General features: G+C 70.0%; 13 protein-coding genes. 10 read left to right on the top strand and 3 right to left on the bottom strand.

Annotation, left to right across the window (positions count from 1 at the left end):
* The first annotated feature begins 464 nt into the window (after positions 1–464).
* The 10 genes from G3I42_RS06425 to G3I42_RS06380 all read left to right on the top strand — a co-directional run bounded on the left by G3I42_RS06425 (position 465) and on the right by G3I42_RS06380 (position 9,000).
* Positions 465–905, top strand: coding sequence for a hypothetical protein (locus G3I42_RS06425; RefSeq protein WP_164283191.1), 441 nt, complete (start codon positions 465–467; stop codon positions 903–905).
* A 225-nt stretch (positions 906–1,130) separates the two neighbouring features.
* Positions 1,131–1,952 (top strand): F0F1 ATP synthase subunit A, encoded by an 822-nt coding sequence (gene atpB, locus G3I42_RS06420; protein WP_164283190.1) that lies wholly within the window; start codon positions 1,131–1,133, stop codon positions 1,950–1,952.
* A 76-nt stretch (positions 1,953–2,028) separates the two neighbouring features.
* Entirely contained in the window at positions 2,029–2,280 is a 252-nt protein-coding gene (locus G3I42_RS06415; protein WP_164283189.1) for a F0F1 ATP synthase subunit C, read from the top strand.
* 41 nt (positions 2,281–2,321) lie between these two features.
* A complete protein-coding gene (locus G3I42_RS06410) occupies positions 2,322–2,864 on the top strand; it encodes a F0F1 ATP synthase subunit B (protein WP_164283188.1) in 543 nt (180 codons plus the stop codon).
* On the top strand, positions 2,861–3,676 hold the full coding sequence (locus G3I42_RS06405; RefSeq protein WP_164283187.1) for a F0F1 ATP synthase subunit delta: 816 nt from the start codon (positions 2,861–2,863) through the stop codon (positions 3,674–3,676). Before G3I42_RS06410 ends, G3I42_RS06405 begins: the two co-directional genes overlap by 4 nt.
* A 228-nt stretch (positions 3,677–3,904) precedes the next feature.
* The gene (gene atpA, locus G3I42_RS06400) at positions 3,905–5,497 is read left to right on the top strand and encodes a F0F1 ATP synthase subunit alpha (RefSeq protein ID WP_164283186.1); all 1,593 of its coding nucleotides are present in this window, start codon (positions 3,905–3,907) and stop codon (positions 5,495–5,497) included.
* Between the two features lie 20 nt (positions 5,498–5,517).
* Positions 5,518–6,435, top strand: a complete 918-nt coding sequence (locus G3I42_RS06395; RefSeq protein WP_164283184.1) for a F0F1 ATP synthase subunit gamma — start codon at positions 5,518–5,520, stop codon at positions 6,433–6,435.
* A complete protein-coding gene (gene atpD / locus G3I42_RS06390) occupies positions 6,435–7,877 on the top strand; it encodes a F0F1 ATP synthase subunit beta (RefSeq protein WP_164283182.1) in 1,443 nt (480 codons plus the stop codon). Before G3I42_RS06395 ends, atpD begins: the two co-directional genes overlap by 1 nt.
* Before the next feature lie 163 nt (positions 7,878–8,040).
* On the top strand, positions 8,041–8,415 hold the full coding sequence (locus G3I42_RS06385) for a F0F1 ATP synthase subunit epsilon (protein WP_007821995.1): 375 nt from the start codon (positions 8,041–8,043) through the stop codon (positions 8,413–8,415).
* Between the two features lie 138 nt (positions 8,416–8,553).
* Entirely contained in the window at positions 8,554–9,000 is a 447-nt protein-coding gene (locus G3I42_RS06380; protein WP_164283180.1) for a DUF2550 domain-containing protein, read from the top strand.
* Between the two features lie 219 nt (positions 9,001–9,219).
* On the opposite strand, the gene G3I42_RS06375 is transcribed toward G3I42_RS06380, so the two are convergent.
* The 3 genes from G3I42_RS06375 to G3I42_RS06365 form a co-directional block, all read right to left on the bottom strand.
* Complete coding sequence (locus G3I42_RS06375; RefSeq protein WP_164283178.1) at positions 9,220–11,082, bottom strand: glycoside hydrolase family 18 chitinase; 1,863 nt, start codon at positions 11,080–11,082, stop codon at positions 9,220–9,222.
* A gap of 207 nt (positions 11,083–11,289) precedes the next feature.
* The gene (locus G3I42_RS06370; RefSeq protein ID WP_164283177.1) at positions 11,290–11,958 is read right to left on the bottom strand and encodes a response regulator transcription factor; all 669 of its coding nucleotides are present in this window, start codon (positions 11,956–11,958) and stop codon (positions 11,290–11,292) included.
* Positions 11,955–12,785 (bottom strand): histidine kinase (locus tag G3I42_RS06365; RefSeq protein ID WP_164283175.1); only part of this gene is annotated, 831 nt, incomplete at its 5' end. The genes G3I42_RS06370 and G3I42_RS06365, both read right to left, overlap by 4 nt.

The following is a 12,785-nucleotide window of genomic DNA, read 5'->3' as shown; positions in this document are numbered from 1 at the left end:
GTGGACGCGGCGGCGGAGGGGGCCGCTCCGGTGCGTACTGCCCACGGGGCGACGGCACTCGGCGCGTACGAGAAGCGCGATCACGCGCACTCGGCGGGCTCGCGGCCCTGAAATCGGAAAAGGTTACGGGCTCCGCGAGGAGTTCACCTGGACGTGCCGAGCCGTCTCAACCGATGGCAAAATCCCCTTAATAGCAGACAAGTTGAGTGAAGGTCACGCGCTGAACAGCGAATTAGCGCTCACGTGTGACAACTAGCACACGTTCGAGGTAAAGACCTCATCAAATAGTTTGTGATAGCGTTCACGAGGCCGGGGGAACAGAGTCGAAGAACCGTGCTTTGACGGCTCGTTGACCTTTGTCACCCGGAGACTCCCGTCTCCCGCCCGGTCTACGCTCGTCCCCGACGACACCCCCTTGTGCAGTACCCCTGTGCTGTGCCCACCCACGTAGCGGAGTTGCCGCCATGCCCTCCCAGGACACCCTCCTCCTCCAGCGGACCGCTGTTCCCACAGCCGCCGCCGGCGCGATCGCCGCTGTCGTCAGCGCGTTCGTGGCAGGCGGAAAGGGAGCCCTCGGCGCCGTGGTCGCGACCGTCATCGTGCTGCTCTTCATGGGCGGCGGCCTCGCGCTCCTCCAGTGGGTCGGCCGCACGTACCCGCAGATCTTCCAGGGCATGGGGCTCGCGCTCTACACGGGCCAGCTCCTGCTGCTCTTCGTGTTCGTGGCCGCCTTCAAGAACACCGATCTCTTCGACCCCAAGGTCTTCGCCGCCGTCATCGTGGCGGGGACCTTGATCTGGGTCGCGGCGCAGGCCCGCGCACACACGAAGGCGAAGATCCTCTACGTCGACCCCGAGGCCGCGAACAAGGCCGGGAACGGGACGAAGACGGGGTCCCGCGCATGAGGGGTAGGGGCGGGATAAAGGGTCGCGGACGCGACTGCTATTGTCCGGTTCCAACTGCGGCATCGCGGACGCGGCCATCCGAGCCTTGTCCTGCTGGACCGCGAGGCTCGTCGAGCGAGAGCCGTCCCCACACCCGTAACACCAGTCCCGTGCCGACCAGCGGCTCCGCGCCGCGCCGACACAACGAGGTTGCCGTACCTATGCGCCACGCTGAAGGAGCCCGCGGTGAGTGCTGACCCGACGCAGGTGCTCGCCTTCGAGACCGACTGCCACATCTTCGACGGATGCGGCTTCCCGGCCCCGGGCCTGCACTCGTTCCTGTTCAAGCCGCTCTGGGGCGACGGGGACAGCAATCTTTACTTCAACAAGACGATGCTGCTGGCCCTCATCGGCTCGCTCGTCATCATCGGCTTCTTCTGGGCCGCCTTCCGCAAGCCGAAGGTCGTCCCCGGCAAGCTCCAGATGGTCGCGGAGGCCGGTTACGACTTCATCCGGCGCGGGGTCGTCTACGAGACGATGGGCAAGAAGGAAGGCGAGAAGTGGGTGCCGCTCGTCGTCTCCCTCTTCTTCTTCGTGTGGATGATGAACCTCTGGTCGGTCATCCCGGTCGCCCAGTTCCCGGTCACCTCGATCATTTCGTATCCCGCGATCCTCGCCCTCATCGTCTACGTGACCTGGGTCGCGCTCACGTTCAAGCGCCACGGATTCGTCGGCTTCTGGAAGAACGTCACCGGCTTCGACAAGTCGCTCGGCGCGGTCGCCTACCTCGCCGCCGTCATCGAGCTCTTCTCGAACCTGCTCGTGCGTCCCTTCACGCACGCGGTGCGACTCTTCGCCAACATGTTCGCGGGCCACACGCTGATCCTGCTCTTCACGATCGCGAGCTGGTACCTGCTGAACGGCATCGGGATCGCCTACGCCGGCGTCTCGTTCATCATGACCATCGTGATGACCGCCTTCGAGGTGTTCATCCAGGCCCTTCAGGCGTACGTCTTCGTACTCCTCACCTGCACTTACCTCCAGGGCGCCGTCGCCGAGCACCACTGAGCGACCTCCCGTCCAGACCCCCTGATCGTCCGGTGGCCAACCCCCACCGGCCCATGAAACAGAAGGAAGAACCGGCATGTCCGCTCTCCAGACCCTCGCCGCCGAAGGCGTTACCGGTGACCTCAAGGCTCTCGGCTCCATCGGCTACGGCCTCGCGGCCATCGGCCCCGGCGTCGGCGTCGGCATCATCTTCGGCAACGGCACCCAGGCGCTCGCCCGCCAGCCCGAAGCGGCCGGCCTGATCCGCGCCAACCAGATCCTCGGCTTCGCCTTCTGTGAGGCGCTCGCCCTCATCGGTCTGGTCATGCCGTTCGTCTACGGCTCCTGATCACCCCGATCACGTACGCCCACTAGACGGAAGGCACCCAAGTGAGCTCACTGCTGATGCTCGCGGCGGAGGAGGAGAACCCCCTCGTCCCGCCGATCCCCGAGCTGGTCATCGGCGCCATCGCCTTCGTCATCGTCTTCGGCCTCCTCGCCTGGAAGCTCCTCCCGAACATCAACAAGGTTCTGGACGAGCGCCGTGAGGCCATCGAGGGCGGGATGGAGAAGGCCGAGGCCGCTCGTACCGAGGCCGACAGCGTGCTGGAGCAGTACAAGGCCCAGCTCGCCGAGGCACGCCACGAGGCCGCCCGGCTGCGGTCCGAGGCGCAGGAACAGGGCGCCACGCTCATCGCCGAGATGCGCGCGGAAGGCCAGCGGCAGCGTGAGGAGATCATCGCCGCCGGCCACACCCAGATCGAAGCGGACCGCAAGGCCGCGGCGACCACCCTGCGCCAGGACGTCGGCCGCCTCGCGACCGAACTGGCAGGCAAGCTGGTCGGCGAGTCCCTGGAGGACCACGCCCGCCAGAGCCGCACGATCGACCGTTTCCTCGACGAACTCGACGCGAAGGCTGAGGCGGCACGATGAACGGAGCGAGCCGCGAGGCGCTGTCGGCCGCGGTCCAGCGTCTCGACGCGCTGACGGACTCGACGTCCGCCGACGCCACGACGCTGGCCGAGGAGCTGACGGCGACCACCACGCTGCTCGACCGCGAGGTGTCCCTGCGTCGGGTCCTCACCGACCCGGCGCAGCCCGCCGAGGCCAAGGCGCAGCTCGCCCAGCGCCTGCTCGGCGGCCAGGTCAGCGGTCCCACCGCCGACCTCGTCGCCGGCCTGGTGCGCTCCCGCTGGTCGCGTTCGCGCGACTTCACGGACGCCCTGGAAGAGCTGGCGACCCTCGCCGAGCTGACCGCCGCGCAGCGGGCCGGCGGCCTGGACGACGTGGAGGACGAGATCTTCCGCTTCGGCCGGATCGTCGTCTCCGACCACGCGCTGCGTGCCGCGCTCACCGACGACTCGGCCCCGGCCGAGGCGCGCGCGGGCCTGGTACGCACCCTTCTCGCGGGCCGTGCCCATGTGAGCACCGAGCGTCTCCTCGCCCGGCTCGTGGCACACCCCCGAGGACGTAGCCTGGAAAGCGGACTGGAAACGCTCGCCCGGCTCGCCGCCGAGCGCCGTAACCGGCTCGTGGCTGTGGTCACCTCCGCGGTACCCCTCAGCGACGCCCAGCGCGACCGCCTCGCGCGGTCCCTGGCGAAGCTGTACGGCAAGGAGCTGCACCTCAACCTCGATGTGGACCCGGAAGTCCTCGGTGGCATCCGCGTCCAGATCGGTGACGAGGTCATCAACGGCTCTCTCGCCGACCGCATCGAAGAGGTCAGCCGCCGGATGGCGGGCTGACCGGCCGACGGCGCCCGGCCGGTACGGCCGGGCTCGCGGACCCGAGCGGTCGCGGAGACCGGGCGGCCCCGGACGCCGAGCGGCTTCGGCGCCCGGACGCCGAGCAGCTGTAGAGACATGCACGATCAAACGGCCCGGTTGGGCCGTCCACAGGATGAAGAAGTTCTGGGGGGTTCCCCCAGGAACCCCCAAAGACTTCGGGCCCAACAAGGAGAGCAGGGAACTCAGATGGCGGAGCTCACGATCCGGCCGGAGGAGATCCGGGACGCACTGGAGACCTTCGTCCAGTCGTACAAGCCGGACGCGGCCTCGCGCGAGGAGGTCGGCACTGTCACCACCGCGGGCGACGGCATCGCCCGTATCGAGGGGCTGCCCTCGGCGATGGCGAACGAACTGCTGAAGTTCGAGGACGGCACCCTCGGCCTCGCCCTCAACCTTGAGGAGCGCGAGATCGGTGCCATCGTCCTCGGCGAGTTCAGCGGCGTCGAGGAGGGGCAGCCGGTCACGCGTACCGGCGAGGTCCTCTCGGTCGGCGTCGGCGACGGCTACCTCGGCCGTGTCGTCGACCCGCTGGGCACCCCGATCGACGGTCTCGGCGAGATCGCGACCACCGGTCGCCGCGCGCTGGAGCTTCAGGCTCCCACCGTCATGCAGCGCAAGTCGGTCCACGAGCCGATGGAGACGGGCTACAAGGCCGTCGACGCCATGACCCCGATCGGCCGCGGCCAGCGTCAGCTGATCATCGGCGACCGCCAGACCGGCAAGACCGCGCTGGCCGTCGACACGATCATCAACCAGCGGGACAACTGGGCGTCGGGCGACCCGAAGAAGCAGGTCCGCTGCATCTACGTCGCCATCGGCCAGAAGGGCTCCACCATCGCCTCGGTGCGCGGTGCCCTCGAAGAGGCCGGCGCGCTGGAGTACACGACGATCGTCGCCTCGCCGGCCTCCGACCCGGCCGGCTTCAAGTACCTCGCCCCCTACACCGGCTCGGCCATCGGCCAGCACTGGATGTACGAGGGCAAGCACGTCCTGATCATCTTCGACGACCTGTCGAAGCAGGCCGACGCCTACCGCGCCGTCTCCCTCCTGCTGCGCCGCCCGCCGGGGCGCGAGGCGTACCCGGGTGACGTCTTCTACCTGCACTCGCGTCTCCTGGAGCGCTGCGCGAAGCTCTCCGACGACCTGGGCGCCGGTTCGATGACGGGTCTGCCGATCGTCGAGACGAAGGCCAACGACGTCTCGGCGTTCATCCCGACCAACGTCATCTCCATCACCGACGGCCAGTGCTTCCTGGAGTCCGACCTCTTCAACGCCGGTCAGCGCCCCGCGCTGAACGTCGGTATCTCGGTCTCCCGTGTCGGTGGCTCCGCCCAGCACAAGGCGATGCGGCAGGTCTCCGGGCGTCTGCGCCTGGACCTGGCCCAGTACCGCGAGCTGGAGTCCTTCGCGGCCTTCGGCTCCGACCTGGACGCGGCCTCCAAGGCGCAGCTCGCCCGCGGTCAGCGCCTGGTGGAACTGCTCAAGCAGGACCAGTACCAGCCGATGGCCACCGAGGACCAGGTCGTCTCGATCTGGGCCGGTACCAACGGCAAGATGGACGAGGTGCCCGTCCCCGACGTGCGCCGCTTCGAGAAGGAGCTGCTCGGCTGGCTGCACCAGACGCGGCAGCCGCTCCTCACCTCCATCAAGGAGGGCGCCAAGATGTCCGACGACACCCTCACGGCGGTCGGCGACGCGGTCGAGGAGTTCAAGAAGCAGTTCCAGACCTCGGACGGCCAGCTGCTGGGCGACGACGCCTCCGCGACCGCCGCCAAGTGACGACCGAAGGGACCTGACTCATGGGAGCCCAGCTCCGGGTCTACAAGCGGCGTATCCGGTCCGTCTCGGCGACCAAGAAGATCACCAAGGCGATGGAGATGATCGCCGCCTCGCGCATCGTCAAGGCGCAGCGCAAGGTGGCGGCCTCGGCCCCGTACGCGACCGAGCTGACCCGCGCGGTCACGGCGGTCGCGACCGGCTCGAACACGCAGCACCCGCTGACCACCGAGGCCGAGAAGCCCGTCCGCAGCGCCGTCCTGGTACTCGCCAGCGACCGCGGTCTGGCCGGTGCCTTCAACGCCAACGCGCTCAAGCAGGCGGAGCGGCTGACCGCGAAGCTGGAGGCAGCGGGCCGCACGGTCGACGTCTACGTCGTCGGCCGGCGCGGCATCGCGCACTACAACTTCCGTGAGCGTGCCCTCGCGGGTTCGTGGACCGGCTTCACCGATGAGCCGACCTACGCGGATGCCAAGACGGTGGCAGCGCCGCTGATCGAGGCCATCGAGAAGGACACGGCCGAGGGCGGCGTGGATGAACTCCACCTCGTCTACACCGAGTTCGTCTCGATGATGACGCAGATCGCGCGGGACGACCGGCTGCTGCCGCTGAGTCTCGACGAGGTCAAGAAGGAAGCGGCGCCGGAGGGCGAGATCCTCCCGCTCTTCGACTTCGAGCCCTCGGCGGAGGACGTCCTCGACGCCCTGCTGCCGCGGTACGTCGAGAGCAGGATCTACAACGCGCTGCTCCAGTCCGCCGCCTCCAAGCACGCTGCCACGCGGCGCGCGATGAAGTCGGCCACGGACAACGCCGGAGAGCTGATCAACACGCTGTCCCGGCTTGCCAACCAGGCCCGCCAGGCCGAAATCACCCAGGAAATCAGCGAGATCGTCGGTGGCTCCAGTGCCCTGGCCGACGCGAACGCGGGGAGTGAAAAGTAATGACGACCAGTGTGGAGACGGCCGTCGCGACGGGCCGCGTCGCCCGGGTGATCGGCCCGGTCGTCGACGTGGAGTTCCCCGTCGACGCGATGCCGGACATTTACAACGCGCTGCACGTGGACATCGACGACCCGGCCGAGGAGGGCACGCGCAAGACGCTGACCCTCGAAGTCGCCCAGCACCTGGGTGACGGCCTGGTCCGCGCGATCTCCATGCAGCCCACCGACGGCCTGGTCCGCCAGGCCGCGGTGACCAACACCGGCGAGGGCATCAAGGTCCCGGTCGGCGACTTCACCAAGGGCAAGGTGTTCAACACCCTCGGCGAGGTGCTGAACAAGCCGGAGGAGAACGCGAACATCGGCGAGCGCTGGGCGATCCACCGCTCCGCGCCGAAGTTCGACGAGCTCGAGTCGAAGACCGAGATGTTCGAGACCGGGATCAAGGTCATCGACCTGCTGACCCCGTACGTCAAGGGCGGCAAGATCGGTCTGTTCGGTGGTGCCGGCGTCGGCAAGACGGTGCTCATCCAGGAGATGATCTACCGCGTCGCCAACAACCACGACGGTGTCTCGGTGTTCGCCGGTGTCGGCGAGCGCACCCGTGAGGGCAACGACCTCATCGACGAGATGAGCGACTCGGGCGTCATCGACAAGACCGCGCTCGTCTTCGGCCAGATGGACGAGCCGCCGGGGACCCGGCTGCGCGTCGCGCTCGCCGGCCTGACGATGGCCGAGTACTTCCGCGACGTCCAGAAGCAGGACGTGCTGTTCTTCATCGACAACATCTTCCGCTTCACGCAGGCCGGTTCCGAGGTCTCCACGCTGCTCGGCCGCATGCCCTCCGCGGTGGGCTACCAGCCGAACCTGGCCGACGAGATGGGTCTCCTCCAGGAGCGCATCACCTCGACCCGTGGTCACTCCATCACCTCGATGCAGGCGATCTACGTGCCCGCCGACGACCTCACGGACCCGGCCCCGGCGACCACCTTCGCGCACCTCGACGCGACGACGGTGCTCTCCCGCCCGATCTCCGAGAAGGGCATCTACCCGGCCGTGGACCCGCTGGACTCCACGTCCCGCATCCTGGACCCGCGGTACATCGCGAAGGACCACTACGACACCGCCATGCGGGTCAAGAACATCCTTCAGAAGTACAAGGACCTCCAGGACATCATCGCCATCCTCGGTATGGACGAGCTGGGCGAGGAGGACAAGCTGGTCGTCTCGCGCGCCCGTCGCGTCGAGCGCTTCCTCTCCCAGAACACCCACGTCGCCAAGCAGTTCACCGGCGTGGACGGTTCGGACGTGCCGCTGGACGAGTCGATCGCGGCCTTCAACGCGATCTGCGACGGTGAGTTCGACCACTTCCCGGAGCAGGCGTTCTTCCTCTGCGGTGGCATCGAGGACCTGAAGGCCAACGCCAAGGAGCTGGGCGTCTCCTGACCCCGCCGCTCCACCGCCGTCCGGCCGGGCACCGTCCCGGCCGGACGGCACCCGGGGCCGGGAATCCCGGCCCGGGGTTCCGGCCCCTGGGGCCCCTACCCGCCCCGTAGAATCTTTTCCCACACCCGGCCGGCGCGCCGGGTGGTGACCCGAGGAGCACCTCTTGGCTGCTGAACTGCATGTCGAGCTGGTGGCCGCGGACCGCAGTGTCTGGTCCGGCGAGGCCACCCTCGTCGTCGCCCGCACCACCTCCGGCGACATCGGCGTCATGCCCGGTCACCAGCCGATCCTTGGTGTGCTGGAGTCGGGCCCGGTGACGATCCGTACCACCGAGGGCGGCACCGTCGTCGTCGCGGTGCACGGCGGCTTCCTGTCCTTCGCGGACAACAAGCTGTCGCTGCTCGCGGAGATCGCGGAGCTGTCCGAGGAGATCGACGTCCAGCGTGCCGAGCGCGCGCTGGAGCGTGCCAAGTCCGACGCGGACGCCCACGCCGAACGCCGGGCCGAGGTCCGGCTGCGGGCGGCGGCGTCGCACTGACCGCACGCGCTAACGTAGTACCTCAGCCGCGGCCCGGCCTGGATTCGTCCAGACCGGGCCGCGGCTGAAACCATAGGGTGGGCCCGTCCGACGGGGCGCCGCACCACCGTCATCGAAGAGGCGAGGAGGTCGGTACTGGTGTTCCTCACTCTCCTGGTGTGCGGGCTGGTCGTGGTCCTGGTGGCGGCGGGGCTGTTCGCCTTCGGGCTGCGCAGGCGGCTCATCCAGCGCTCGGGCGGCACCTTCGACTGCTCGCTGCGGTGGAACGCGCCGCCGCGCGGCGACACGAGCGGCAAGGGCTGGATCTACGGGGTCGCCCGCTACAACGGCGACCGCGTCGCCTGGTTCCGCGTCTTCTCCTACTCGCTGCGCCCGCGCCGGCTCCTGGAGCGCTCCGAGATCGAGGTGACCGACCGGCGGCTGCCGGAGGGCGAGGAGGAACTCGCCCTCCTGTCGGACGCGGTGGTCCTCGGCTGCCTCCACCGCGGCACCCGGCTCGAACTCGCGATGAGCGAGGACGCGCTGACCGGCTTCCTCGCGTGGCTGGAGGCGGCGCCCCCGGGGCAGCGGGTGAACGTGGCGTAGGACCCGTCGGGGGCACGTGCCGTGGCGCCGGGCGCCGTCAACCGCGCGCGGCGGGGCGGCACTTCGGGCGTACGAGCGAGAAGCCGGGGAGACGGGGGGCGTTCCCGTCTCCCCGGCTTCGTCCGCGGGGGGTGGCTCGGTGGTGCGTTCCGGTGGCTCAGCGGTGGGTGCCCCTGGCCGGGTGGGGCGTGCCCCTGGCCGGGTGGGGCGTGCCGCGGGCTACTTCAGCCCGTCGCTCATCGCCGTGACGAGTTCGCCGTTGCTGGTGTCGCCGCTGAACTCCCAGGCGAAGGCGCCGCCGAGGTTCTGGCTCTTGGCCCACGCCATCTTGCTCTTGATCGTCGACGGGGTGTCGTAGCTCCACCACTGGGTGCCGCAGTGCGCGTACGCGGTGCCCGCGACGGTGCCGGTGGCCGGGCAGCTCGTCTTGAGCACCTTGTAGTCCTCGATGCCCTGCTCGTACTTGCCGGGCGCGGGCCCGCTCGCGGTGCCGCCGGGGGCGTCCTGCGTGACGCCGGTCCACCCGCGTCCGTAGAAGCCGATGCCGAGCAGGAGCTTCCCGGCCGGGACCCCCTGCGCCTTGAGCTTGGCGATCGCGTCGGCGGAGTTGAAGCCGGCCTTCGGGATGCCGTTGTACGAGGTGAGCGGGGAGTGCGGGGCGGTGGGGCCCTGCGCGTCCCAGGCGCCGAAGAAGTCGTACGTCATGACGTTGTACCAGTCGAAGGACTGCGAGGCGCCCGCGTAGTCGGCGGCGTCGATCTTGCCGCCCGCGCTGCCGTCCGCCGTGATCGCGGCGGTGACGAGGTAGTCCTTGCCGAAGGTCGTACGCAGCGCCGAGGCGAGGTTCTTGAGCGCGGCCGGGCCGCTCGTGTCACAGCTGAGGCCGCACGCGTTCGGGTACTCCCAGTCGATGTCGATGCCGTCGAAGACATCGGCCCAGCGCGGGTCCTCGACGAGCGCCTTGCAGGACTGCGCGAACGCCGTCGGGTTCTTCGCCGCGTCGCCGAAGCCGCCGGACCAGGTCCAGCCGCCGAAGGACCACAGGACCTTCAGGCCGGGGTGCTTGGCCTTGAGCTTGCGGAGCTGGTTGAAGTTGCCGCGCAGCGGCTGGTCCCAGGTGTCGGCCACGCCGTCCACGGACTGGTCGGCGGTGTACGCCTTGTCGGTGGCCGCGTAGGAGTCGCCCATGACGCACTTGCCGCCGGTGACGTTCCCGAACGAGTAGTTGATGTGCGTGATCTTCCCGGCGGAGCCCGAGCTCTCCAGGTTCTTCACGTGGTAGTTGCGGTCGTAGACGCCCCACTCGGTGAAGTATCCGAGCTTGATCTTGTCGCCGCCCGTGCCCGGGTTGCCCGGGTCGGTGCCGCCGCCCGTCGTGCGCACCTTGACGGCGCCCGAGACGGGGCCCGTCTGGTCGGCGGTGTCGCGGGCCTGGACGGTGTACGAGTAGTCCGTACCGGCCTTGAGGGAGGAGTCGGTGTACGAGGTCGTCGTCACCGTCGCGACCTTGGCGCCGTCGCGCAGCACGTCGTAGTTCTTGACGCCCTTGTCGTCGCTCGCGGCGCCCCAGCTCAGCTTCGCGGAGGTGTCGGTGATCGCCGAGGCGGTCGGGGTGCCCGGCGCGGTGGGCGGGGTGTCGCCGGGGGTCGTCGTCCCGTCGCACGAACCGCCGTTGAGCTTGCACCCGGCGGGGGAGCCGGAGCCCGTGCCGTTGAAGCCGAAGGAGACCGTGGCGCCGGGGGCGAGGCCGCCCGCCCAGCTCTTGTTCTTCGCGGTCCAGTGGTCACCCGCGTTGGTGACGTCCGCGTCCCAGGCCGAGGTGACCTTGGTGCCGGAGGGGAAGTCCCACTCCAGGGTCCAGCCGTTCAGCGTCGTGGTGCCGGTGTTCTTCACCGTCCACTTGCCCTCGAAGCCGCTGCCCCAGTCCTGGGTACGGGTGTAGCTCGCGGTGGCCTGTTCGGCGGCCTGCGCGGGGGAGGCGCCGAGGCCGACGAGTGCGGTCAGGGGGAGGATCAGGGTCGTGAGTCCGGCGAGGACTCTGGTGCGCAGACGGCCCGGTCTGCGGGGGGTTCCTGAACTCAAGGCGTACTCCAGGAGTTGAGTACCGATGGTGGGGTGGAACCCTGCGACGCCCGTGAACACGCGCCCTCGGGGGAGGGGTGACATGTTCACCGCAGATGGGGGGAGCGTAGAAAGGTCTGGACCAGCGGTCAAGAGGTCTGGACCAAAAGTGGCCGAGGCGCGTACGGGCATGCCGGCCCCGGACGGCCGCGCCACGAGCCGCCCCGCCTAAAGACCCAAGTCCCTGGCCAGGAGGGATGCTTGAAGGCGGTTGCGCAGGCCGAGCTTGGCGAGCAGCCGGCTCACGTGTGATTTCACCGTCCCCTCCGCGACATCGATCCGCGCCGCGATCTCCGCGTTCCCGAGCCCTTCGCCGAGACAGCCGAGGACTTCGCGCTCGCGGGGCGTGAGCCGCGCGAGACCTTCGGGCGCGGGCCGCTCCCGCGCCACGGCGCCGCGCGCGAACTCGGCGAGCAGCCGGCGCGTGACGGCGGGGTCCACGACGCCCTCCCCGGCCGCCACCTTCCGCACGGCCGCGACGAGTTCACCCGCCTCGGCGGTCTTGAGCAGGAACCCGGCGGCACCCGCGCGGAGCGCGCCGAAGACGTAGGCGTCGAGGTCGAAGGTCGTCAGGACGAGCACGTCGGCGAGTTCTTCGGCGACGAGCGCGCGGGTCGCGGCGACCCCGTCGAGGCGCGGCATCCGTACGTCCATGAGGACGACGTCGGGCCGCAGCGCGCGGGCCAGCGCGAGCGCCTCCTCGCCGTCCGCCGCCTCGCCCACGACCTCGATGCCGGGCGCGCCGCGCAGGATCAGTACGAGCCCGGCGCGCACGGAGGCGTGGTCCTCGGCGACGAGGACGCGGAGGGGCTCGGGGAGGGGGTCCCGGGTGTTCATGAGGTGGCTTCTTCCTGGGTGGGGAGGGTGGCCCGTACGGCCCACAGGGCGGCTTCGGGGCCCGCGCGGAAGGTCCCGTCGAGGAGCGCGGCGCGCTCGCTCATGCCGAGGAGCCCGGCCCCCGCGCCGGGGGCGCGAGGGGCCGTGTCCGGGGCGCGGGGGCTCGTGACGTCGATACGGAGCAGCCCGCCCGCGTGCCGCAGGCGCACCAGGACCTCGCCCGGGGCCGCGTGCTTGAGCGCGTTCGTGACCGACTCCTGGACGATGCGGTACGCGGCGAGTTCGACGGGCGCGGGAAGCGGGCCCCGTACCGGGTCCGCCTCCAGGCGGAAGCGCAGCCCGTGCGGGGCGCCCTCCTCGTCGGCCTGCCCGAGGAGCGTGCCGAGGCCCGCGAGCCGGGGCTCGGGGCGCGGTTCCTCGTCCTCGGCGCGCAGCACGTGGATGAGGCGGCGCATCTCGGTGAGGCCCGCGACGCTGTTGGTGCGCACGACGCCGAGGACCTCGCGGGAGAGCGCGGGGTCGTCGGCGGCGAGCGCGGCCGAGGAGTGCACGGCGATCGCGGAGAGGTGACCGGCGACGATGTCGTGCAACTCGCGTGCCATCCGCGCCCGTTCGGCCGCGAGCGCTTCGGCGCGGTCGCGTTCGGCGAGCTGCGCGGTCCGCTCCGCGAGCAGCCGCGCCGCGCGCGCCTCCTCGCGATGACCGCGGACGACGGCGCCCGAGGAGGCGGGGAGGAAACTCGCGATGCCGAGGAACGCGCCGAGCAGCAGCGCGGCGGGCGTGCGCAGCCACAGGAGCAGCGCGGCGGTCCCGGCCAGGGTGACGAG

Source organism: Streptomyces sp. SID11385 (assembly GCF_010548245.1).
Lineage (GTDB): Bacteria > Actinomycetota > Actinomycetes > Streptomycetales > Streptomycetaceae > Streptomyces.
The sequence above is the reverse complement of the archived record's forward strand: the minus strand, read 5'-3'. Positions and strand labels throughout refer to the sequence as shown.

Bases quoted from the DNA above. Each gene is read 5' to 3' on its own strand.
- G3I42_RS06425 (WP_164283191.1), top strand. From the start codon at position 465: ATGCCCTCCCAGGACACCCTCCTCCTCCAGCGGACCGCTGTTCCCACA.
- G3I42_RS06415 (WP_164283189.1), top strand. From the start codon at position 2,029: ATGTCCGCTCTCCAGACCCTCGCCGCCGAAGGCGTTACCGGTGACCTC.
- G3I42_RS06405 (WP_164283187.1), top strand. From the start codon at position 2,861: ATGAACGGAGCGAGCCGCGAGGCGCTGTCGGCCGCGGTCCAGCGTCTC.
- atpA (WP_164283186.1), top strand. From the start codon at position 3,905: ATGGCGGAGCTCACGATCCGGCCGGAGGAGATCCGGGACGCACTGGAG.
- G3I42_RS06395 (WP_164283184.1), top strand. From the start codon at position 5,518: ATGGGAGCCCAGCTCCGGGTCTACAAGCGGCGTATCCGGTCCGTCTCG.
- atpD (WP_164283182.1), top strand. From the start codon at position 6,435: ATGACGACCAGTGTGGAGACGGCCGTCGCGACGGGCCGCGTCGCCCGG.
- G3I42_RS06370 (WP_164283177.1), bottom strand. From the start codon at position 11,958: ATGAACACCCGGGACCCCCTCCCCGAGCCCCTCCGCGTCCTCGTCGCC.